The organism is Aestuariibacter sp. A3R04 (genome assembly GCF_018860805.1).
In the GTDB taxonomy this organism is placed as follows: Bacteria; Pseudomonadota; Gammaproteobacteria; order Enterobacterales; family Alteromonadaceae; genus Alteromonas.
Map to the genome: position 1 here is coordinate 194783 of NZ_JAHKQR010000016.1, position 23608 is coordinate 218390.

General features: G+C 50.0%; 22 protein-coding genes. 8 read left to right on the top strand and 14 right to left on the bottom strand.

What is annotated here, in order from left to right; genetic code table 11:
• Nucleotides 1-70: 70 nt before the first annotated feature.
• The 3 genes from KO518_RS17920 (at nucleotide 71) to KO518_RS17930 (ending at nucleotide 2420) form a co-directional block, all read left to right on the top strand.
• Nucleotides 71-379, top strand: coding sequence for a DUF3630 family protein (locus KO518_RS17920; protein WP_216027228.1), 309 nt, complete (start codon nucleotides 71-73; stop codon nucleotides 377-379).
• Between the two features lie 160 nt (nucleotides 380-539).
• Nucleotides 540-1154 carry a GTP cyclohydrolase II gene (gene ribA / locus KO518_RS17925; protein ID WP_216027229.1) on the top strand — a complete coding sequence of 205 codons (615 nt, stop codon included), beginning with the start codon at nucleotides 540-542 and terminating at the stop codon, nucleotides 1152-1154.
• 117 nt (nucleotides 1155-1271) lie between these two features.
• The gene (locus KO518_RS17930) at nucleotides 1272-2420 is read left to right on the top strand and encodes a DUF3300 domain-containing protein (protein WP_216027230.1); all 1149 of its coding nucleotides are present in this window, start codon (nucleotides 1272-1274) and stop codon (nucleotides 2418-2420) included.
• Here the strand turns inward: KO518_RS17930 and KO518_RS17935 are convergent.
• Entirely contained in the window at nucleotides 2417-3286 is an 870-nt protein-coding gene (locus KO518_RS17935) for a hypothetical protein (protein ID WP_216027231.1), read from the bottom strand. The genes KO518_RS17930 and KO518_RS17935 overlap by 4 nt on opposite strands.
• Before the next feature lie 11 nt (nucleotides 3287-3297).
• Complete coding sequence (locus KO518_RS17940) at nucleotides 3298-3816, bottom strand: DUF1439 domain-containing protein (protein WP_216027232.1); 519 nt, start codon at nucleotides 3814-3816, stop codon at nucleotides 3298-3300.
• 88 nt (nucleotides 3817-3904) lie between these two features.
• Between KO518_RS17940 and KO518_RS17945 the strand changes: the two genes are divergently transcribed.
• Nucleotides 3905-4789, top strand: coding sequence for a mechanosensitive ion channel family protein (locus tag KO518_RS17945; protein ID WP_371742359.1), 885 nt, complete (start codon nucleotides 3905-3907; stop codon nucleotides 4787-4789).
• On the top strand, nucleotides 4786-5751 hold the full coding sequence (locus tag KO518_RS17950; RefSeq protein WP_216027233.1) for a zinc transporter ZntB: 966 nt from the start codon (nucleotides 4786-4788) through the stop codon (nucleotides 5749-5751). The genes KO518_RS17945 and KO518_RS17950 overlap by 4 nt, the downstream gene beginning before the upstream one ends.
• Before the next feature lies 1 nt (nucleotide 5752).
• Here KO518_RS17950 and KO518_RS17955 read toward each other — a convergent pair whose 3' ends face one another.
• From KO518_RS17955 to KO518_RS17975, 5 genes are all read right to left on the bottom strand, one after another.
• Nucleotides 5753-6295, bottom strand: coding sequence for a DsrE family protein (locus KO518_RS17955; RefSeq protein WP_371742360.1), 543 nt, complete (start codon nucleotides 6293-6295; stop codon nucleotides 5753-5755).
• Nucleotides 6296-6391: 96 nt separating this feature from the next.
• Entirely contained in the window at nucleotides 6392-7333 is a 942-nt protein-coding gene (locus KO518_RS17960) for a histone deacetylase family protein (RefSeq protein WP_216027234.1), read from the bottom strand.
• Nucleotides 7330-9171, bottom strand: a complete 1842-nt coding sequence (locus tag KO518_RS17965; RefSeq protein WP_216027235.1) for a bifunctional acetyl-CoA hydrolase/transferase family protein/GNAT family N-acetyltransferase — start codon at nucleotides 9169-9171, stop codon at nucleotides 7330-7332. Before KO518_RS17965 ends, KO518_RS17960 begins: the two co-directional genes overlap by 4 nt.
• A gap of 166 nt (nucleotides 9172-9337) precedes the next feature.
• Nucleotides 9338-12448: an efflux RND transporter permease subunit gene (locus tag KO518_RS17970; RefSeq protein WP_216027236.1), complete on the bottom strand. Its 3111-nt coding sequence runs from the start codon at nucleotides 12446-12448 to the stop codon at nucleotides 9338-9340.
• Between the two features lie 30 nt (nucleotides 12449-12478).
• The gene (locus KO518_RS17975) at nucleotides 12479-13615 is read right to left on the bottom strand and encodes an efflux RND transporter periplasmic adaptor subunit (protein ID WP_216027237.1); all 1137 of its coding nucleotides are present in this window, start codon (nucleotides 13613-13615) and stop codon (nucleotides 12479-12481) included.
• A gap of 110 nt (nucleotides 13616-13725) precedes the next feature.
• Here KO518_RS17975 and KO518_RS17980 point away from each other — a divergent pair, with 110 nt between their 5' ends.
• Nucleotides 13726-14340, top strand: coding sequence for a TetR family transcriptional regulator (locus KO518_RS17980; RefSeq protein ID WP_216027238.1), 615 nt, complete (start codon nucleotides 13726-13728; stop codon nucleotides 14338-14340).
• Nucleotides 14341-14369: 29 nt separating this feature from the next.
• Here KO518_RS17980 and KO518_RS17985 read toward each other — a convergent pair whose 3' ends face one another.
• Nucleotides 14370-14981, bottom strand: coding sequence for a DNA-J related domain-containing protein (locus KO518_RS17985; protein ID WP_216027239.1), 612 nt, complete (start codon nucleotides 14979-14981; stop codon nucleotides 14370-14372).
• 21 nt (nucleotides 14982-15002) lie between these two features.
• On the bottom strand, nucleotides 15003-15413 hold the full coding sequence (locus KO518_RS17990; protein ID WP_216027240.1) for a YbaN family protein: 411 nt from the start codon (nucleotides 15411-15413) through the stop codon (nucleotides 15003-15005).
• A 206-nt stretch (nucleotides 15414-15619) separates the two neighbouring features.
• Here KO518_RS17990 and KO518_RS17995 point away from each other — a divergent pair, with 206 nt between their 5' ends.
• Complete coding sequence (locus KO518_RS17995; protein WP_216027241.1) at nucleotides 15620-17761, top strand: marine proteobacterial sortase target protein; 2142 nt, start codon at nucleotides 15620-15622, stop codon at nucleotides 17759-17761.
• 20 nt (nucleotides 17762-17781) lie between these two features.
• Nucleotides 17782-18369, top strand: a complete 588-nt coding sequence (locus tag KO518_RS18000; protein WP_216027242.1) for a class GN sortase — start codon at nucleotides 17782-17784, stop codon at nucleotides 18367-18369.
• Nucleotides 18370-18388: 19 nt separating this feature from the next.
• Here KO518_RS18000 and KO518_RS18005 read toward each other — a convergent pair whose 3' ends face one another.
• The 5 genes from KO518_RS18005 to KO518_RS18025 all read right to left on the bottom strand — a co-directional run bounded on the left by KO518_RS18005 (nucleotide 18389) and on the right by KO518_RS18025 (nucleotide 23422).
• The gene (locus tag KO518_RS18005; RefSeq protein ID WP_216027243.1) at nucleotides 18389-19081 is read right to left on the bottom strand and encodes a response regulator transcription factor; all 693 of its coding nucleotides are present in this window, start codon (nucleotides 19079-19081) and stop codon (nucleotides 18389-18391) included.
• A 309-nt stretch (nucleotides 19082-19390) separates the two neighbouring features.
• The gene (locus KO518_RS18010) at nucleotides 19391-19864 is read right to left on the bottom strand and encodes a peroxiredoxin (RefSeq protein WP_216027244.1); all 474 of its coding nucleotides are present in this window, start codon (nucleotides 19862-19864) and stop codon (nucleotides 19391-19393) included.
• A 9-nt stretch (nucleotides 19865-19873) separates the two neighbouring features.
• Entirely contained in the window at nucleotides 19874-20641 is a 768-nt protein-coding gene (locus tag KO518_RS18015) for a class I SAM-dependent methyltransferase (RefSeq protein ID WP_216027245.1), read from the bottom strand.
• Nucleotides 20628-22700: an ATP-dependent DNA helicase RecG gene (gene recG, locus KO518_RS18020; RefSeq protein ID WP_216027411.1), complete on the bottom strand. Its 2073-nt coding sequence runs from the start codon at nucleotides 22698-22700 to the stop codon at nucleotides 20628-20630. The genes KO518_RS18015 and recG overlap by 14 nt, the downstream gene beginning before the upstream one ends.
• Before the next feature lie 110 nt (nucleotides 22701-22810).
• Nucleotides 22811-23422 carry a peroxiredoxin-like family protein gene (locus tag KO518_RS18025; RefSeq protein WP_216027246.1) on the bottom strand — a complete coding sequence of 204 codons (612 nt, stop codon included), beginning with the start codon at nucleotides 23420-23422 and terminating at the stop codon, nucleotides 22811-22813.
• Nucleotides 23423-23608: the final 186 nt, after the last annotated feature.

Genomic DNA, 23608 nt, shown 5'->3' on the forward strand with positions numbered 1-23608 from the left:
GAGACGCGACATGCTGTTCCTTATACGGGACAGATGCCAAAACAGTTCACTCTGAAAGAGGATATGCCTGATGTTACGGTTTGACTGCCACCAGTTTGCACAAAGCGCCCAACTACAAGGTAACGCGATAGTGCTTTCCCTGCCCCTTCCCCACTCTCCAGCGGAAGCAAACAGACTGATAACGCAGTTTGCTCAGGCGTTCGAATGTAAATTGCACGCCCCCGACTGGGGCGCAGATCGTTTACAGGTGCTTTTCACCTGCCATCAGCAACAATACCTTTTTCATATCGAATGGCTTTGCGAAGCTATTTGGATAGAACCTGTTGGCGCTAACGATGAGAAACTCACATTGCTTTGGGAACACATTACGGCCAAATAACTGTCAATTTCATTAGAACCTGTCAGCGCTCCTGCACTGCCGGATAGCCATCATCCGTTATAGGTCAGAACAACTCGTGCTATAGTAAGCATTTCAACGCTTGTAAAATGTGAGGTTAACCCCACATTACGGTGGAATTAGCAGCAGGTATAGAAGTGTAATGACCACTAAGCAACCCAAATACGAATATGTCAGCTCAGCCAAACTGCCCACCCGTATGGGCGAGTTCCGTATTCATGGTTTTGTCGAACTCAGCGGGCAAGAGCATGTTGCGCTGTCTTATGGCAGCTGGAACGAAGACGATACTGTACCTATTCGTATCCATTCAGAATGTCTCACTGGTGACGCCTTGTTCAGCACCCGGTGTGACTGTGGCTTTCAGCTTGAAAAAGCCATGCAAAATATAGTCGATCACGGCTTCGGTGTAATTTTGTACCTTCGTCAGGAAGGCCGAGGCATTGGCCTGCTAAATAAAATTCGCGCATACAATTTACAAGACAGTGGAATGGACACGGTAGAAGCGAATGAACACCTGGGTTTTGACGCTGACTTGCGCAGTTACGATATCTGCAAAGTGATGCTAGATACGCTTCACATTAAAAATGTAGAGCTCATGACTAACAACCCTCGTAAGCTCAAAGCACTTACCGAACTCGGCATCAATATTGTCGCCCGAAAGCCTATCGACCACGGCATGACAAAAGACAACAAACACTACTTAAAAACAAAAACGGAAAAACTCGGCCACGTTTTCGACCCTCACATGTTCAAGTAGTGCCGTTAACTGAACCCTTTGGCAGGAAAGCGTTCAGCTCAGGTTAATTTCTCCCGGTCTATAACGTGTCATATCATCACATAATCCAGCGCGCCATTGGTTGGATAAGGAGAGATCATGACACGTTTTACCACCGCAGTATTAGTGACAATACTGGCAGCAAGTACCGTGACTCCATATGCTAACGCCGGTTCTGACACGCAATATGAAACCCAACAGGATCACGGGTATTCCGACGCTGAACTCGACAGTTTACTCGCCCCTGTTGCCCTTTATCCCGACACCATTCTCACCCACATTTTAATCGCCGCGACGTATCCGCTGGATGTCGTTGCAGCTGACCGCTGGCGCCAAAAGCACTTGCATCTTGATGCCGAAAAAGCCAGCCAGGCCGCTGACGCATTTAGTTGGGACCCAAGTGTCAAAGCCCTGGTACCCTTCACGGATATTCTGCGAACACTAAGTGATGATTTGGATTGGCTACAGGCACTGGGTGACAATGTACTCATTAGCCAAAGTCGGGTTCTCGCTCGCGTTCAGGTTTTGCGTCAACACGCCTTAAACGCAGGTTCACTGGTGAACAATGAGTATCAGCGCATTGAGCGCGACAGAGATATCATTGTTATTGAACCCGCGCGAAAAGAAATTGTGTATGTGCCTTTCTACGACACCAGGGTTGTTTATGGGCGCTGGTGGCACCCGGTGGCGCCGGTGTACTGGTATCACCCTGTCCATTATAGGGTAACCGGGGCGCCAGGTTTCTATTGGAGCCCAAGTGTGCGCCTGTCTACCCACTTCTACTTTGGCGGAATTCACTGGCAGAATCGCCATGTAGTGATTACCCGCAAACCAGTTAGGCGCTTTTATTACGGCAACGACATTAAGCGGGTATACAGCCGCGACTACCAACCGTGGCAGCATCGCGCCGATCATCACAGAGTAAGATATTCAAACACTGTGTTACGGGCGGCGCCTAAACGGTATTCAACTGCCACGGTTACGCGCCAGGTTAACTACACGCCCCAACGTCCGCGCCGGGTCACCGTAAACACAACCCGTACCGTCACGACTGAGCGCCCGCAGTACACCAGGCCCAAACCCTTGACCACTAATGCTCGCCACGACGTGGTGCAACGCAGCGACTACAACCGAACAAAGCCGGTTTCCACGCCACCAAAACGCGATAAACCAAGTACGCGCAATTATGCCCGTGGTCCCAGCCGTGAACGCACTCAGGCAAAACCTCGTCCCCGCAACCGCGATTAACCTAACGCGGTCATAAAGGCATCGACAAAGCGCCTTGGTGATGCCGGGTCGATGTTGAAATAGAGCGACGGTTCAATGAGCTCCAGCTCCATAATGGCCCAGCTTCCCGCTGCGTTTATCAAATCCACCCGGGCATACAAAGCGGGGGCTGGCATAGCAGTCAGCGCCTGCTCGGCCACACTCAGCATGGCGCTATCCGGTGTAAACGCAGATAAACGACCACCGTGCTCTTCTTGCACGCGAAAATCGCCTGATTTAGGTTGTTTCAACAACCCGTGACTAAACGTTCCACCAAAGAAAAACAGCGAGTATTCCCCCTCCTCCACTATTGCCTGAAGAAAAGGTTGAACCATGAACAGCCGATCTGAAAATATCGACCCAAGTGTATCTTCCATAGCGGCGACCTGTTCCCGGGTTACCCGGAACGTATCATCTGAATTCGCACTAAGTGCAGGCTTAACGACCAGTTCATCTGTATCGAAATAGTTGAATTGCTGTGCAAACCAGGCAGCGTCAAAAAAACGCTCCCAACGGGTAGGCACTACGGGAACACCTCTTTCCTGGAGTGTGGTTAAGTAGGTTTTTTCAATATTCCACAACATCAATGACAACGGATTGTGTAATCTTGCCGAAGACGCTTCGATATTGTACAGGCATTGTTTGAATGCTTCCGGCGATTGCTGGTAATCCCAGGTACTTCGCACGATTACATGGCTGTAGTCATCCCAGTTAACACCTTCGTTGCGCCAGGAAATCGTTTCAACCTCATAACCGTGTTCATTAAAATGCGGGATGAGTAAATCATCGTATACATAGAACGCTTCCGCACTGTCGGCGTCCATGGATAAAAACGCAATAGGTTTCACAGGTCAACTCCTTAGTAATCGATCACCAGCTGGCCTTTCTCTACATGCATAGCACGAGGAACGCGATTCCCAATAAACGAAAGATTCAGCGAGCGAAAATCCAGCAGCAGGATCATGGGTGCAGATTGTCCCGTCAACTGTTCAATCCATCGACGTACCTGAGCGTCGTCGTTTAACGTGCTTTCTGTTAACGTTACGTCTTCGAGCATTGGCCGAATAATTTGCAACTCTCCTTTTATGCCGTCGTAGTAAATCTTACCGCTAAGGGTGGCATTGGCTTTCACATACTGGCTGCCCTGCGTAGCATCGATGTCTACATTCACGGCAACTTGATTGTTGTCGCTCAGGGTAATAACGGGGTGGTCGAAAACCGCTTTTATACCCTGATAATATTGAGTTTGCGGAAATGCCATACCTATGAATTGATTGAGATCCTGTTGCGATAGCGTAAACGTAAAAGCCTGTGAACCGGGAATGCAGAAGAAGTAAGCTAAAACAATAAAGGGGACGAAAAACCGTTTTTGTTGCATAGTGCCTCACAGTCAGTATAAGTGACGGCATAATAACACACGTCAGTAGCCTGACGGATAAAAACAGAATCTAACGGAGGACTGACAGGTGTCAGCACTGTACGCGGAAATAAAACGTCTCCTCGCCTTGGAGCTATTTACCTTATTTGACCACCTCTTCACTGTGGGGCAGATCCTATTAGTGCCTTTGCTTCTGTGGCTAGGTTGGTGGCTCATCGACAAGTTGGCCCATTTGGCTACGTACCGGCTGCGTAGAACAGGAGCCAGTGCAGATACAGTGCATTTGTTCAAACGTATTTTCTATATCTTTGCCGTGGCAGTACTCATTATTACCACACTGGAATTTCTCAATGTCCCATTGACTGCGTTTGCGTTTCTCTCCGGTGCCATAGCCATTGGCGTGGGGTTTGGTGCACAGAACATTATCAACAATTTTATTTCTGGCTGGATCCTCATGTGGGAACGTCCCATCCGCATTGGTGACTTTCTCGAAATTGACAACTATCGGGGCACGGTAGAGGCGATTAACACCCGTTCCACCCGCATTCGACGTATAGACGGTGTACACATGCTCATCCCCAACAGTAAACTACTGGAAAACAACGTTATCAACTGGACGCTGATCGACCGCCTCACGCGTACCTCGGTGAAAGTGGGCGTGGCGTACGGCTCACCTTGTCGAGAAGTGGCGCGGCTAATTGAAGAAGCGGTAGAAGTGCAGGATTCGATTCTCAAGGATCCGAAGCCCGTGGTGATTTTTGAAGATTTTGGCGACAATTCCCTGGTATTTGAGGTGTATTTCTGGGTAAATGCCACCGTAGAACGCGACTTGCGAAGAATACGCAGTGACGTTCGCTACGCCATTGATGACCGGTTCAACGAGGCCGGTATAGTGATCGCCTTCCCTCAACGAGATGTGCATATAGATGGAGCGGTTACGCTACTTAGGAACAAAAAGGAATCAGGCTTATGAGCGAATCAGCTTTTTTGTCTGCACAAGTGATTTCCTGTGACGGCACCAGTCGACCACTGAAACAACACGAACTGAATTACACCTGCCAGAACAACGAATATCTCTGGCTACACGTGCAATGCGATGCGCCAGATGCGGACACTGTGCTCTCGGCCGTGACACTGGATGACGGCATAGCAGATGCTTTGTGTACACCGGAAACCCGGCCACGGGCGATGCACATTAATAACGGCGCACTCATTTACTTGCGCGGCATAAACAGAAACCCGGAAGCAGACCCAGAAGATATGGTGTCACTGCGCGTATGGTGCCAACAACACCTCGTTGTTACCGCCAGACGCAAGCACCGCCGGCTGGTGTCCGTTCAGGAATTGCAAGACGCGGTAGTGGCGCAAAAAGCGCCTCCCACCCCCAATAGTTTACTGTTAGACATTGTTACCCGGGTTGCCGACAAAATTCACGATACCGTGGATGAAATTGACGACGCCCTGGTGAGTTTTGAAGAAGACATTAATTTAGACAAGAAAGACAGACAAACGCTGGCCGCTCTTCGCAGGCAAGCAGCGTCTATCAGGCGTTTTCTCGCCCCCCAGCGAGATGCCCTCGACGCGTTGTTTCGGTTTCCACAATTTCTGCAACAAGACGAAGCATTTACCCTACGGGAACAAACTGACCGCATTACCCGTTACGTAGAAGATCTCGATTTAGCCCGTGAACGCGCTGTGGTATTGCAGGATGAGCTGCGAAACCGCGTGGCAGACCAACAGGGTATGCGCATGTATGTGTTGTCTATGGTCACTGCTATTTTTCTTCCGCTGTCGTTTCTCACCGGTGTGTTTGGAATGAACGTGGGCGGCCTGCCAGGCACGGATTCACCTACAGCCTTTGCATACCTTATGGGAGCGATGGGGATCCTGGCGGTGATCATGCTTATCGCCATGCTATGGCGACGCTGGCTTTAAGTTAAAACGGATTGACCGCATACCCCTGGTTGCTTAACCGGGCGTGTGCCGTCATCGCTGATAAGTCCATCTCAATACCATCAATTAACATATCTCTGGTGATATTTTGCGCCGCAGCCGACTGGCCACACACCACCACTTTAACCCCTTTGTCCATGAGCGCTTTTAACAACGGAATATTGTCGTTGTTGCCTGTCTTACGAGTTCTAAAATACTGATTGTCCAACATATCCAGGGTGGCTGACCCGTGAACCACCAGCGCAAGCTTAATATTTTCGAGCTTAACGCCATGGGCCACGTGCATATTAATAAACCGTGCCAAGGTATCGTACCGGCGGTTTAACTCACCGTTCTCTGAGCCCCGGGATACGTCAAACGCCACTTTGAACACGTGTTGCCTGGAAAAGGAGATACCATCGACCTCAGCGTGGCGGCCATATTCACTAAATACAGGCCCGGCTTTAAAATCCTGTGCCTGGGCACATGCTAAAGAAACGAGAAAATACAACCCCAACACTGACCAACCAGATGACACTAATTTCACGATAGAATCCTTTTGTCTTAATCTGCTGAACCGGCCTCCATAAATAGCAGAAAGTAATGCGTAATAATACAGCGGGTTGCAATTAATGCCTCGGAACTACGCGCCACCTGTTTCCTGGGTATCGCCCTGAAGCCCCTTTAGATGAGCAACCACACTGCGTCCCAGAGCGCTGTGGTTATAGCCCCCTTCAAGGGTACTCACTACCCGCCCGTGGCAACACGCATCAGCCACCTTTCGGATTTCAGAAGAAATCCATTTGTAATCGTCTTCCCGCAATCTAACGTGAGCCATGTGATCTTCGGCATGGGCGTCAAATCCAGCGGAAACCAATATTAGCTCCGGTTTGTAATTTCTAAGAGCGTCAAACCAGTAGGAAACTCTTTCTCTGAATACTTCACCTGTTGTACCTGCGTCCAGTGGCACGCCCAGAATATTACTGGCCGAAACCGGGGCCCCACTGTGCGGGTAAAACGGATGCTGAAACGACGAACACATCATTATTTGTTGGTCACCACCAATGATGTTTTCCGTACCGTTGCCGTGATGAACGTCAAAGTCCACAATGGCTACCCGCGCGAGCTCGTGGTACGTCAACGCGTAGCGGGCCGCTACTGCCACATTATTGAAGTAACAAAACCCCATGGCAGAGGCATATTCAGCGTGATGTCCTGGCGGCCTGACAGCACAAAATGCCTGTCGGTCTTTACCGGCCATTACCCAGTCAACCGCGTCAGTGCCCGCACCTGCAGAATACAGCGCAGCACTTAAGGTAACGGGCGTCATGCCGGTGTCGTCATCAACCCAAATCAACCCGGATTCCGGGGCGCGCTGAAAGATGCTGTCAACGTAGTATGGATCGTGTGCCAAGGCTAAATATTCTCGCTTGCAGTGCTGAGCGTCCTGATGTTCAACGGTCATTTCCAGGCCGGAGGCCAACAGTTGGTCGTCAATGGCGTATAGTCTGTCGGGGCACTCGGGGTGATCATGCCCTACATCGTGTTTCAAACAATCTTTACCGCGAAATATCCGAATGGTCACTCGCTCTCCTCCAGTTTGAGTTCCAGCTCCACTTCACCAGGATCATCGGAGAACATCCGCTTAAAACCGGCCTGCTCAAAAATGGCTATCATGGGTTTATTTTCCGCCCGAACATACGCGAGCATACGCCGCAGTTTTCGCTGTTTCGCGATGTCGATCAGCCGAGCCAGCAGTAGTTTAGCCATGCCTTTACCCTGCTGGTTTTCCCGGGTAACAAAAGCCGCTTCACAGGAATTATCGCCAGGGTTGTAGTAAAAACGCCCCACCGCATGGATCGTGATACGAGAACCTTCCTGACGCACAATACACAAGGCGGCATCAGTGCGTTGATCAACACTGACTAAATTACAGGATTTCTCCCGCGACATTTGTTTCGGGTCATGGTTATAGCGCAAGCGCAGGGTCTCTTTGGTGTGAGAATAGAAAAACTCCTGTAACCGCCGCTCGTCGGCCGGATTCAATGGTCGCAGATAAAAGGTTTCACCTTGTATTACCAGCTTCTGCAACTGAATAGCCCCTAATTCGGCGATATCAGTGGGGTATTTTTCCTGATAGTGTGGCACCCAGTAATGCTTGCGCACCTCTTCGAGCAACTGTGAGCGAAACTTAGGGTGTGCAACGCGGATAAGCTCCAGTGCCCGCTCGCGAATACTCTTGCCCCGCAGTGAGGCCACGCCGTACTCGGTCACAATGTAGTGCACGTTGCCACGACTGGTGACTACACCTGCTCCCTCGGTGATACAGGGTTTGATACGCGATACGGTTTCGTTTTGTGCAGTGGATGGCAACGCGATAATAGGCTTGCCACCTTTGCTAATGGATGCCCCCGTTACAAAATCAACCTGCCCGCCGATACCACTGTAAAAGTCGTAGCCCAGGGAATCGGCCACCACCTGACCGGTTAAATCGACTTCTAACGCACTGTTAATGGCCACCATTTTTTCGTTCTTGGCAATGTTGGTGGGCTTATTAACATAACTGGCCGGGTAAAACTCAATGTGCGGGTTATTATCGATGTAGTCATACAAGCGCTGGGTACCAATGGCAAAACTGGTAACAATTTTTCCCGGATGAAAAGTTTTTTTCCGGTTGGTGATTGCCCCCGATTCAATCACTTCGATAATACTGTCGGTGAGCATCTCGCTGTGGATCCCCAAGTCCTTATGGTGTTTAAGGTACTTAAGAGTGGCACTGGGAATTTTTCCAATGCCAAACTGCAGCGTCGAGCCGTCTTCTACCAACATGGCCACGTACTGGCCAATGCGCTCTGTAATGGTATCGATGGGCGGTGGCGGTACCTCAACTAAAGGTTCGTCGGCTTCAATACACGCCGTAATTTCATTGATGTGAATGTACGAATGACCGGACGTACGGGGCATACTTGGGTTAATTTGGGCAACCACGATGTCTGCGTGCCGCACCGCAGACATGCAAATATCGACGGACGCACCCAGCGAACAATAACCGTATTCGTCAGGGGGGCTTACATTAACCAGCACGGCGTCCAGGGGTAGCGTTCCGTCAGAAAACAAACTGGAGATTTCTGATAAAAAACACGGGGTGTAGTCTGCCCGGCCTTCGTCTACCGCCCGGCGTACTTCCTCACCGCCAATAAAGAATGTATTCACCTTGAACAGCTGACGGTGCTCTTCTTTGGCCCAGCGGGTATCACCCAGTGCCAGCATGTGCACCATTTCGATATCAGTAAAACCGACGCTGTTATCAATTAAGTCCTGGATGAGGGCATGAGGCACAGACGCATTTCCCCCAACGAGCACTCGACATCCGGATTTTATCAGTTGATGCCAAGCAGGCTTCGGCGGTAATAACACGCTCATCAACACCCTCCATTGCTCTGTTCAACTCGTAGTGTTCCCTATTCTGACACAAGATGAACATCCCCGTGCATGTGTTCGACCAAAGTCCCACGAATTTTCCTTAAACAGCAAAGCGCCGTTCATATGGAACGGCGCTTAATTTCACATTTACTGTACCCTCAAAGGCTTATTCTTCGTCTGTCTGGCGCTTAGCGCCAAACCATTTCACCACCATCACATAGAACATGGGTACAAAGAAGATGGCCAAGAAGGTAGCTGCAAACATGCCCCCCATCACCGCGATACCTATAGCATTCTGACTTTCCGCACCAGCACCGGAAGATATGGCCAGCGGAGTTACACCCAAAATAAATGCCATGGAAGTCATCAGAATAGGACGGAAACGCTGCTTGGCGGCAGTTGAAACGGCTTCTAAGAGGTCAGTACCAGACTCGTACTGCTCCTTGGCAAATTCAACAATGAGGATCGCGTTTTTCGCTGCCAACCCAACAGTGGTAAGGAAGGCCACCTGAAGGTAAACATCGTTTGGCAAACCAAAAATCCACGCTGCGGCAACCGAACCCAAAATGCCCAAGGGCACCACCAGCATAACAGCAAAAGGAACCGACCAGCTTTCATAAAGGGCCGCCAGACATAAAAACACCACCAGAATAGACAAGGCATACAACATCGGAGCCTGAGAGCCGGCTTCCCGCTCTTCATAAGAAAGGCCTGACCACTCTACTCCAAAACCAGGTGGTAACTGCGCTACCAATTTCAGAGCTTCATCCATTGCCTCTCCTGACGATACGCCCGGAGCAGGACTTCCCTGAATATTCACTGAAGACACACCGTTGAACCGCTCCAGTTTTGGTGAGCCATAGTTCCATTCAACACTGGAGAAAGCACTGAATGCCACCATGTCACCGTTGTCGTTTCGCACAAACCATTTGTCGAGATCTTCAGGAGCCATTCTGTAGGCAGAATCAGCTTGCATATACACCCGCTTTATGCGGCCTGAATCGATAAAGTCATTCACATAGGAAGACCCCCAGGCAATACTCAGCGTATTGTTGATATCACCAAGGGACAAGCCCAGCGCCGACGCTTTTTCACTGTCGATGTTAATTTTGAACTGCGGGACATCACTCAGGCCGTTGGGGCGCACGCCTACCAGTTTGGGGTTTTGTGCGGCCATACCCAAAAATTGATTCCGGGCATCCATCAGTGCCTTGTGACCGTTGCCCCCACGATCAACCAACTGGAATTCGAAGCCTGTGGCATTCCCCAATTCGCGAATTGGAGGGGGCAAAATTGGAAATGCCATTGCGTCCTGAATCTGTCCTAACGCACCGTAAGCACGGTTAATAATGGAGAATGCGCTATGCGCTTCATCGCGCTCTTCCCAGTCAACTAGGTGAACGAACCCCATCCCCGCATTCTGCGCTGCACCGGCAAAGCTGAAACCGACAACGGTAAACATATCCTCGACGGCTTCGCCATTATCAGTAAGGAAAAAGTCTTCAACTTTTTTCATCGATTCCAGTGTTCGTCCTGCAGTGGCGCCCGGTGGAGCATTTACCAATACCATGATGCTGCCCTGATCTTCATTCGGCAAAAACGACCCCGCCAAACGCGTGAAGATAAACATCATGCCGCCTACCAGTAAAAAGTACACCAGAAGAGAGCGCTTTATTCTGCCAGCCATGCCTGTTGCTGCGCGCTCATAGCTGTCCCGACCTCTATTAAAGTTGCGATTAAACCAGCCAAAAAAGCCGCTATCGCGCTTGTTCATCACGTCTTTCTTGCGCAACAACACTGTACAGAGTGACGGCGATAGTATAATGGCCACCAACACAGAAAAGGTCATGGCAGACACAATGGTAATAGAAAACTGACGGTATATTGAACCGGCGGAACCGGCAAAGAACGCCATAGGAATGAATACCGTGGCAAGTACTACCGCAATCCCCACAAGCGCACTGGAAATTTGCGTCATGGATTTTTTGGTGGCTTCTTTCGCAGACAGGCCTTCTTCTTCCATGATACGTTCTACGTTTTCCACTACCACGATGGCGTCATCAACCAATAGGCCAATGGCAAGAACCATGGCGAACATGGTAAGTACGTTTATGCTAAACCCACAGGCATACAATACAGCGAATGTGCCCATTAACACCACAGGCACCGCGATGGTAGGCACCAGAGTGGCTCGCCAGTTTTGCAAAAACAACAGCATGACGAAAAACACCAGCACGATGGCTTCAATAAGTGTTTGAATGACCGATTCAATGGAAAGCTTAATGAAAGGTGAACTGTCCACCGGATAAACAACTTCTACGCCTTCGGGTAAGTTAACTGCCAATTCTTCCACCCGGGCTTTTACTCGCTCAATCGTGTCCAGCGCATTGGCGCCAGTGGCCAGTGACACAGCCATACCGGAGGCCGGCTTGCGCTTGTAACGGGTAATATAGGAATAGTTTTCTGAGCCAAGCTCTACACGGGCCACATCTTTCACGCGTACCTGGGAGCCATCGGTATTTACCCGCAAGACTATATTTTCGAAGTCTTCCGCGGTTTGCAAAATAGATTGGGCGGTAATGGTGGCGTTGATTTGCTGCCCCTCAATGGCAGGCATGCCCCCCAACTGACCGGCTGAAATGTCAGTGTTCTGCGTTTGCACTGCATTGCGCACGTCCACAGGGGTCATGCTGTAGCTGTACAGCTTGTCTGGGTCGAGCCAAATGCGCATTGAGCGCTGGGCGCCAAAAACCCGCACGCTGCCAACGCCGTTAACCCGCGAAATAGGGTCTTTGTACTCTGATACCAACAAGTCGCTCAAGTCGAACTGGGTCAGATTGCCCTCTTTGGCATAAAAGCCTACCACAACGGCAAAGGTGTCGTTGGATTTCGTTACCGTCACCCCCTGTTGCTGAACCTGTGAAGGCAGTAGCGATACCGCACTTTGCACTTTGTTCTGTGTCTGCACCTGGGCGATATCTGGGTCAGTACCCGGATTAAACGTCAGCGTAATCGACATTCGTCCACTTTCACTACTGGCACTGAAGTAACGAAGATTATCGATACCAGACAGGCTTTGCTCAATGATTTGGGTAACGGTGTTTTCAATGGTTTCCGCTGACGCACCGGGATAAGTTGCACTGACATTTACCGAGGGCGGTGCAACTTTCGGATATTGCTCAATGGGGAGGCCCTGAATTGAAAGGATACCGGCCATAATGGTGATGAGCGCCAGTACCCAGGCAAAAACCGGGCGGTCTATAAAAAAACGTGCCATAAAAATTTGTTCCTACCTGATTAAACGGGCTTACTGACTGTCTTGTTCTTGCCAGGGCGTCGCATTGACTTTCATGCCAGGCTTCACTTTTTGATAACCGGTTACGATAACTCTGTCACCATTTTTTACACCACTGGTTACAATGTACTGATCTTTGTACACACCATTGACTTTAATAGTGCGTGGCTCAACCACACTGTCTTTATTCACTGTCATCACTACAACAGAACCGTCTGGTTGACGGGTCGTGGCGCGCTGCGGCACCACCAGCTCTTCGGTGGTAGACAACACCACAGTAGCCTTCACAAACAGGCCGGGCATCAGCAGTGAGTCTTTATTGGGAACTTCTGCACGCAGCGCAACTGCACCGGTTGTTTCATCTACGGTGACTTCAGAAAATTTCAATATGCCCTGATGCTCGTACATTTCACCCGTTGCTTCGTCCAACATCAGACGCACGGGCAAGGTTCCGTTTTCCTGCATGGCACGGCGAAGGGTTAACACCCCTTTCCCCGATTGCTGCATGTCAACGTAAACTGGGTTTAACTGGGTAATGGTCGCTAACTGCTGTTCCTGATTCGCCGTTACCAGTGAACCTACGGTTACGTAACTACGGCTGATTTGCCCACTGATAGGAGCGTAAACTCTGGTGTAATCAGAATCGACTTTAGCCAAATCAACCGCGGCCTGGGCTACGCTAATTTGCGCATCTGCCTGTTCAGCTTCCGCCACAGCATCGTCGTATTCCTGTTGACTTACCGCATTGCGACTCAGCAAGTCTTTATATCGGGCAGCTCTTGCCTTCAGCGTTTTCAGATTAGCCCGGGCACTTTTCAAATCGGCTTTGGCACTGGCTAACTGGGCAGAATATCTGGCATCGTCAATTTGATATAACTGCTGCCCTTTCTCTACCAACGCCCCTTCCTTGAACAATCTTTCAGTAAGAACCCCTTCTACCTGGGGACGTACATGAGACTGCTGCATAGGACTAACGCGGCCAGGCAATGTCACTGTGTGTTCTACCTGTTGGGCAGACAATGTTACCACAGACACCGAGGGCGCGGGAGCTGGCCCCTGGCTGGCCTGAGCCTGTTCAGATTGGTCTGAACATCCACTGATGACAATCAATGAAGACGCAGCGACGGCGGCTAAAAACAGTTTCTTCATAACTCTCTGGCTTCCTAATTCAGCCTCTTGGGCTGGACAATTGCACAATTTACCTTTACTTTTTAAAGATACGTTCTTGTATGTATGTTGTCAATTAACGGAGGTCCGCGATGCGCAGAACAAAAGAAGACGCAGAACTCACAAAACAGGCCATTTTGAATGCCGCTGTAGAGGTATTTTCTCATCGCGGAGTGGCCAAGGCATCCCTTGAAGAAATCGCCCGCAAAGCCGATGTAACAAGGGGGGCCGTGTACTGGCACTTCAAAAACAAAATGGAAATTTTTGACGCGCTTCACGAACGGCTACATACTCCTTTTATTGAGCGCATTCTGGAAGGACTGGAAGCTGAACACCCCAATCCAATCGGCCAACTGCAGGTACTGTGTACGAATTTGCTGCTGGAACTCGATCAGGATGAATTCAGAAAAAAATCGCTCACCTTATTTATGCTCAAATGTGACTACAGCGGAGCGCTACAAGACAGGCGAGATGCACACACCAAAGCTAAGTACGAAAAAATGCAGGCGTTCTCCGGCTACTTCCAAAAAGCCATTGAAGCCGGACAACTGCCAAGCAACGCCGACGCAGGCGACTATACCATTGCCATGAACTGCTACATTCGGGGCATTATTATTGAATATCTTGAAGCTCCGGATGCTTTCGACATGCCCAACAAAGCTCCCATACTCATGGACATTTTTTTCAGCCGCTTGCAGCACACCTAATATTCCGGCACAAGGCAATGTCCCGTTCGCTACCCTAGGTGCTCACATTGTTGTAGCAACACTTCGTTGGCCCAACTCAGCTTGCCAGCTTGTACATTGTTCCCCCCTTTGTCGGGGTGATGTAAGTGTTGTTGTTTGTGATAATGCTTTTTAATCAATGATTTACTAAGCGTTTTATCAAACGGAATACCCAACAGCGCTTTTGCCTGCCTTACATCGTTTTCATTCGCCGGCACTATGGGGTTCCCCATCCTTTCCCAGAAGCTGTCTATCAAGGCTTCAACGTCCTGCATTGAAGTACTAGTGAAGTGAGACCAGTCGAGATAGTAAGTACGCAACGGATCATCGGCCATCACGGCATGTGGCCCTGCTTTTTCACCCCGTATTTCAATGGATGTCGTATGGATGTCCAACAGCAGTCCGCGCTCGTCAAACCATTGGTCACGCAATTGATATAAGGCGTTAAACAGCACGAAATGGCATTGAAACATTGTGAGGTTGTCGGCCAGTGCGTCACGGTCAAATACGCGGTAGGGCGCTGACTGCAAACGGGTAATGAGTGCAAACTCGCTAATACCTGCGGTAAATTCTGCCTCAAAGGCGCGCAGTGTGCGAACTAATGCCTGTTGATTCACGACCATAAAATCACTCCACGGTGCAGTTTATTGAGACGCTGGGGGTTCCGGCAACCGCCACAACCACACCAGTACTATTGCCATAAAGATGACTGTTGGCAAAAACGCCCACAAAGGCACACTTGAGCCCCACATCACCAGTACAGACAGCGACATACCCACTGCGGCGGCGTACTTGGCTTTTCTGGGTATACAGCGGCCGTCCCGCCAGTGCTGAATAATGGGACCTGCGATGGGATGATTATCGAGCCATCCGGACAGAGCGGGCGAACTTCGCGCAGCAAGCCAGGCCGCCAGTAAGACGAATACCGTGGTAGGTAATCCGGGCACGATCACACCAACCAAACCGATGCTGAGACTGATAACCGCTCCGGCCATCAGCAACCAGCGATAAGGCGCCGTCAACAGTCGGCTTTTTCGGTGTTCAGATGAAGACATGGCCCCTGGGTATTAAAAATATCTTAATATGAGTGTATATGAATCCACGCTCAAAAACCGCCGCTTTCCATTAGCGACTTTATCAATGTGTCGTTATCTGCTGCCACGATTTGTCACAATTCACAAACAATTGACCATAAAGCCCCCCTCAAAGGGGCTCATTTTTTTGTTGTACTCACGTCATCAACGCAATCTGGAAGCGCACTATGACATTAAAACGCATACCCAAACACCTGATTTTCGACCCTCAACCAAAACGCCGTTCAAAAGCCTGGGTTGGATGGCTTTTGCTCACGCTGCTAGGTATTGCCGCAGGGATTGTTGCGGGTAAAGCCAACGCAGCACAAAGCGCATTCTTACCCGAAGCAGGATTGCTAACCACCCGGCACGCCGGAAGCGAACCCTCACAGGCCCTTCACACCGGCACTCAGGTGAATGCCACCATAGATGGCATGATCGTGTCAGTGAACTATACCCAACGATTTCGCAATGCCAGTAGTCATTGGGTGGAAGGCATATACACATTTCCCCTACCCGAGGGCGCTGCGGTGCGGCATATGGAAATGCGTGTGGGTGAACGCCGCATTGTAGGAAAAATAAAACCCCGTGAAGAGGCCACGCGTATTTATCGCCAGGCGCTGAGTAGCGGCAAACAGGCGGCGTTAACCGTTCAGCAGCGCCCCAATCTTTTTACTCAGCGCATTGCCAATATCGCGCCGGGTGAAACCATTGAAGTACAGCTGCAATTTATTGACAAAGCCCGGTACCAACAAGGTACCTTTGAGTGGCGACTACCCGCAACGATTACCCCGCGCTACATGCCAGGAACGCTATTACCGCTATTTCCCCCCGTCCCGGTCAACCGCAATGACGAGGTGTCACTGAACAAAGAGGCATTGGGTTTTGGCTGGGCACACCCCACCAGTGAAGTGCCAGATGCGGGCTGGATTTCGCCTCCTATGGAAACACACGACCACCCGGTGGTTAACCCGATTGGCATTAACGTTACGCTGACTCCCGGTGTCGCGCTCACTCAGGTAAATGGTTTGTATCACGATATCAGCGTAGAGAAGAATAATAATTCTTATACTGTTTTTCTTGCTGACGGTCAGGCCGAGATGGATAGGGACTTTGTCCTGCAATGGCAGCCTACGCCATCTCAGGAGCCCCGGGCAGCGTTGTTCAAACAAACTCTCGGTAACGAGCACTATGCATTGTTTATGCTGATGCCGCCAACGACTTTGCCAGAAACCTCCCTCGCCCGCGATATTACATTTGTCATCGACATATCTGGTTCTATGCAAGGCAACGCCATCGCACAGGCAAAAGCGAGTTTACGCTACGCTGTGAACCAACTTTCAGGACAAGACCGGTTTAATATTGTTGCTTTTTCGAACGACTATCAATTGCTTTATGCCTCGCCTCAATGGGCAAGTCCGAACGCCAAGTATCAGGCTACCAACTGGGTGGCGCGCCTTGACGCCGACGGCGGTACTGAAATGTACCCGGCACTCGAAGCCGCATTTGCTCAGTCTTTGACTCCCGAGAGGCTACAACAAGTTGTGTTTATCACAGACGGCGCGGTGGGCAATGAGTCAGCGCTGTTCTCGTTAATTGAAGCACAAAGTCAGGATGTCAGACTGTTCACTGTGGGGATCGGCGCTGCGCCAAACAGTTATTTCATGCGTGAGGCAGCCCGCGCCGGACGTGGCACTTATGAGTACATCGCGCGCAGCAGCGAAGTCAGTTCCATTATGCAAAGGCTGTTTACCAAACTGAATCATGCAACAACGAAGAATATTGCTGTCAACTGGCCTGTCGCCACGGAAGCGTTTCCGGCCAAAAGCGGCGATTTATACTTCTCAGAACCTCTTATTGCGCTAGCGAAATCAGCAGCACCAATACCTGCCATTGAGGTAACAGGCAATAATGGCGTCAATACCTGGCATCGCGTGGTAAATGCCTATCAGGTGGAAGAATCTCAGGGAATAAGCGCACTCTGGGCGCGGGCGAAAATTTCTGGCCTTGAAGCCAGTCACCGACGGGGAAAGCTGGACGACATAGCAGTGAGAAATCGCATTGTAGATGTGGCCCTGAAACACCACATGTTATCCCGGTTTACTGCATTTGTGGCGGTTGATGACTCCATTGCGCGCCCTTCAAAAGAACAAATTGCCCGTGAAGTAGTACGTAGTCAACAGCCACTCAATCAGCACTTGCAGAAGGTACCATTTCCCCAAACGGCCACCAGCAGCACCTTTAGCTTTATCGCCGGCGCTCTGTTGCTCAGTGTATGGCTGAGCTTGCGCTGCGTTTTGCTCACTTTTGCGGGCTGTAACGCAAAATAGTTCTGTTCAGGAAATTTATCATGACATCGATAACAGCATTACTAAAAGATTATCGCGGCGGCATCAGCGGTCTTTTACTTTTTACCGGTTTACTTTGCTGGGGCAATTCGCTGTGGATTGCCGGCAAAGCAGTGGTTGCGCAACAACTCATTGAATCCGCATGGAAATCGACATTGTCAGAAGGGCACGCGGTAAAACCCTGGCCATGGGCTGACACCTGGCCCGTGGCCGCAATGGAGTTCCCCTCGCAAAATGAAACCCTCTTTGCCCTAGCTGGAAGCACTGGTACCAGTCTGGCATTTGGCCCTGGTCATCTCGACGGTACTGCACTGCCCGAAGAGCCGGGAACCAAGGTATTCAGTGCGCACCGAGATACCCATTTCAGTTTTTTGGAAAACATCGCTATCGGGGAAATTTTTCACTTACAAAGTAATAACGGCGTGTGGCAGTCATACCGTGTAACAGAAAAGACCATCGTCGATAGCACGAAAACCCAATGGATGATCGATCAGAATCGAAACGAGGTACACCTCATTACCTGCTACCCGTTTAACAGCGCAACCCTCAACCCCGACAGGCGGTTTGTGGTAGTGGCAGCCCAAGTGTAAAACTGAGAGCAGCGTGGTGTTACCCCTGCTGCCCCTCACTCACATACTGTTGTGACCACGATAGTAATTCAATGCGATTGCGCGAGTGGGTCTTTCTGAAGATACTGTAAATATGTGTTTTAACAGTGTTCACACTTATGTGAAGCTGGTCGGCGATCTCTTGATTTTGTGAGCCTTGGGCAACCAACTCTATGATAGTAATTTCCCGCTTGGTTAATCTGGGGTGTGACACCGACTTTGAAATATCTCTTGGGTAAGCAATAGCCGCGGCGCTTTTTTTCGTTTGCTGACGTAACCGACGCAGTGCTTCATTGATGGAGTTGCGCTTAAACCACACGTCCATTTTAGCCAAACGCCTCAGACCTTTGAGTAGCAATTCCGGAGAGTCAGATTTATAGAAAATGCCTTCAACACCTGCAATGATGGCTTCACATTCATCGAGATCACCGTGTTGCAGATTGAAAAGGATCCAACGGGCATGGCCTTTATAACGATAAAATTCAGCCAGCTTTTCTTCTGCGTCGCGGGCGTCATAAAAGATGAGATCCTGATTTGAAGTACGCTCAAGCTGTTCTATGGCGGTAAGCTCTGTGAGTTGATACCCACAGGTAAGTAACAGTTGGCGAAACAATACGACATGTTCATCATTTGCTTCGTCTGACGTCAGCGACCCTGATATAAGGTATACGCTGAATTTCTGTTTGTTCAACATCTCTTAGTCCCTCCTTGACCTCGTGATTTGTGGTACAGACATCCTGACTGACCAGATATACACGTAGATAACGATGATAGATATGAAGTACAACAAAACCTTCACCGCAACGGCATACTGCGCTGCAATTAAGAATAGCAGATTAGGAAAAAAGGGCTAGATAAAATCTGCTCTAATAGCCTGTGAGTAACGTGACGGAGGTCCACAAGAGCGCATTTCTCCGGTATACAACCCACTATAAAAACAAAATAAGCAGCGCGGATTGTTACAGACTGACGCGCTGCCCATTGATTTCTCGTTACTTTTTGCTTACAAGCTCTTTAGCATAGTTTCTGCATCCGATACTTCGAAACGACCGGGATCTTCAACATTCAGTTTCGTCACAATGCCATCTTCTACTAGCATGGAATAACGCATACTTCGAATACCACCGAAATCGCTGGTATTCATATCCAAACCAATGGATTTGGTAAAGTAACCGTTTCCGTCTGCCAGCATGGTAATTTCATCTGCATTTGAAGCCTTTTTCCAAGCATCCATAACAAACGCATCGTTAACAGAAATGCAGACAATGTCATCTATCCCTTTCGCTTTTATCTTGTCTGCCAGCGCGACATATCCGGGCAAGTGAGCAGCTGAACACGTGGGCGTAAAAGCGCCGGGAACAGCAAAAACAACAACGCGTTTATCACCAAATATGTCATTGGTGCGTGGATTGAGCGTTTTACCATCTTTAAGCAAACCGAATGTGACTTCAGGCAAATTACTGCCAACGTTGATCATGCTGTTCTCCTATTGATTAGGTGTTATATACACATCAAATCGATGTTTCTTACTGGTTATGGCCATTGACGGCGCGACCGAAGCCAATGGTTCTGCATAAGCCGGCCGCTTTACCACAACACGCTGACTGGCAACGGCCCGGGCTGGTGCAAGTAATTCATCAGCATCAGTATCGGCTCCTAACAGATGCTGAAACAAGCGCATTTCCTTTTTTACCAAAGCTGATTTTCGCTTGTGTGGAAACATGGGGTCAAGATACACCACATCAACCGCAAGATCGCCTGCTTTCATTTGCTCAATACTGTTACCGTGAACCAGTAGCATACGCGCGGCCAAATCCGCAGAAGCGTTGGCCAGACGCCTGATGCCATCTTCCAGTAATGCGGCCACCACAGCTGAGCGCTCCACCAGCGTAACCTCGCACCCCAGTGCTACCAATACAAAGGCATCGCGCCCCAACCCAGGGGTTGCATCCAGTATTTTTAGACCATCTTTACCTTTTAAGCCAACCGCTTTTGCAATGGGCTCTTTTTTTCCACCTCCGTGTTGTTGACGATACTGACTGCTGCCAGAGAGAAAATCCACATACACGCCCTGCTGTTTAGGTACAGCGAAATCTCTCACCGCGACCTTGCCATTTTCTGCGGTAATAGCGAGCCCTTCTGTGGGGGCTTCTTGAATGGGAAACTGCCATTTATCAGCCACAGCACACAGCAATTCCATTTCTGCATTGTCACCGTTGGCGGGAATGATAACCGGAATATCAGGCGTTGCCATATTGCTCCTTAAAGCCAATCCATCGGTTAATAATAGCCTGAGCGTGACTGGGATAATCGTGCCACAGGCGTTCTGCAATGTGTTGTACCTGAGGCACTAACGGCGCATCACGCATTAAATCGGCGATACGCAATTCTGCCACACCGGTTTGCTTGGTACCCATGAGTTCTCCGGGGCCGCGAATTTCCAAATCTTTTTGCGCAATATAAAACCCGTCATTTGACTCTCTTAATACAGCCAGCCTTTGCGTGGCTGTTTTAGAAAGAGGTCCGGAGTACATAAGTACACACTGACTTTCCACTGCACCACGACCAACGCGCCCCCTTAGTTGGTGAAGCTGGGCCAAACCGAGCCTTTCTGGGTTTTCAATAATCATAATACTGGCGTTAGGCACATCTACGCCCACTTCAATCACCGTGGTCGCCACCAGTAAGTCTAGCTCGCCTTGCTTGAAGGCATCCATTACCCCTTGTTTTTCACTGGCTTTTAAGCGCCCATGTACCAGCCCGACACGTAAGTCAGGCAAGGCGGTTCGCAAGGTCACCGCGGCATCTTCTGCGGCCTGGCACTGCAATACTTCAGATTCATCGATAAGTATACACACCCAGTATGCCTGTCGGCCCTGGGTATGGCAGGCATCGTAAACCCGGGCGATAACATCACCGCGACGGGTATCAGGCAGCACCACGGTAGTTACTGGTGAGCGCCCCGGAGGAAGTTCGTCTATGACTGAGGTGTCTAAATCGGCGTATGCCGTCATAGCCAATGTACGGGGAATGGGAGTCGCGGTCATAATTAGCTGATGGGGAAAGCGCCCCTGTTGCTCACCTTTTTCCCGCAGCGCCAGTCGTTGATGAACACCAAATCTGTGTTGTTCGTCTACGATAACCAGTGCCAGCTGTTGATAGACAACCTGTTCCTGGAAAATGGCATGGGTACCCACCAGCATTTGAATGTCGCCATTAGCCAGCCGCGTCAGCACCGCCTCTCTGGCCTTCCCTTTGAGCTTGCCGGCAAGCCAGCCCACTTCAATATTCAAAGGTGCCAGCCAATTACAGAAGTTATTGGCGTGTTGTTCGGCCAACAGCTCCGTGGGTGCCATCAGTGCCACCTGGTATCCCGCCCCAATGGCAGACAACGCTGCCAGTGCGGCCACCAGCGTTTTTCCCGAACCAACATCACCCTGTACCAAGCGCATCATTGGTCGGTTCATGGCCATATCTTTTTGTATATCCTGCACCACCCTTTGCTGAGCACCAGTGGGGGAAAATGGCAGGTTGGCCAACAATCTATTGATTAGCTCCTGATTCACCGCCAGAGCTATACCCGGCTGAGCCTGAGCTTGTTGACGCACTTTTAACACACTTAAATGATGGGCCAGCAGCTCTTCTAAAATGAGTCGCTTTTGTGCAGGGTGCTGACCTTCTTCCAGGCTTACCAACGACACATCCGGTGGCGGTCTGTGCACCAGTTTTAAGGCATCTGCCAACGGCAACTGATGCTCGTACATGCCTTCGGGAAGCAAATCGGCGAGCGCCCCCTTGTCGAGCAACGCCAACGCCTGTTCTGTCAATGAGCGCAGGGTAAGTTGTTTCACACCCTCGGTAGTTGGATAAACCGGGGTAAGCGTGTCTTCGGTTTCCCCGGCGTTTTCATCCACCAGGGAAAACTCCGGGTGCATCATTTCCAGCCCCCATTTTCCAGTGCGAATTTCACCGAAACACTTTACTTGATTGCCTGGCGATAGCATGGTGCGTTGCACGGCTCCAAAATGAAAGAACCGCAAACTCATAGTACCCGTGCCATCAGACACTTTCACCACCAGCATGCGTTTCTTGCCGTATTGAATATCCGCTGTTTTGACTTCACCCTGAATACTCACATGGGTAAAGGGTTTACAGGTATCGATGGGATAAATTTGCGTGCGATCTTCATAGCGGGACGGCAAATGAAACAACACGTCCTGAATAGTGTGAAGACCGATTTTCGCTAACTTCTCAGCCACCTTTGCGCCCACGCCTTTAAGGGTGGTGATGGGTGTTTGAGCAAGTGACTGCATGATCGTTAAAACAAAATAAAAGTGAATAGCTGCAGTGTAAGCCATTCACTCCCACTTGGCGAGGGGCCAGGCGTACAGGATGCTGACTTCCGGCCCAAACTACCCTGCATTTACTCTGCTAATGCTTCTGCCGCGGCCAGAATAAGCGCAGCAGAGGGGCGCACACGGTAATCCGGATTCACGTAGCTCAATTGAACGGTGCCGGCTTTGTCCACAATAAACAGCGCCGGCGCCGGTAATACTGGCTTACCGGATGCATCCATAGCCAGCGCAATGTTATGCCCTTTGTAGCGCGTCGCGGTTTCTTCATCGACGTAATAGCTAATGCCAAAGGCATTAAGAGCGTTGAGCTTGTGGTCAGAAAGTAGCGTCGCCGCAAACTCGGTTTTCAGTTCCTGGGAAGCAAGTTCGTCCAGGGACTGGGGCGAGATGGCGATAATTTGATAACCCAAATCGGTCAGCGGTTTTTCAATGTCTTTTAGCCCGGCAAGCTGACGGTTGCAGTAAGGACACCAGCCGCCGCGATAGAACAACACGATTGACGGCTTCTGCATTAGCATCGCTTTAAGGCTAAATGGTGAGCCTTCGGTGTCGGATACCACCGCATCGGGCACAGTCATGCCTTCGAGTAACGGCCGCACTTCTTCTGCTGAAGGCGCAGGCCCGGGTTTGGCAAACACGGTTGTCGTGAACAATACGGCAAGTAAAACCAAATAACGCATACCTATCTCCTTGTTAATTGAATCTACACAGACCGAGGTGATGACCAAATACTTTCTTAGCTTATCGTGATTCAACGCATAAAACTGATATTTTGGCTCTGTGGGAGGAAAAACACATCAAGGGAAAGGTGTAAAGGCGCCTGTTAAGCAGATAAACAGGAGAGAATATGAGGCCCGGAAGTCGAG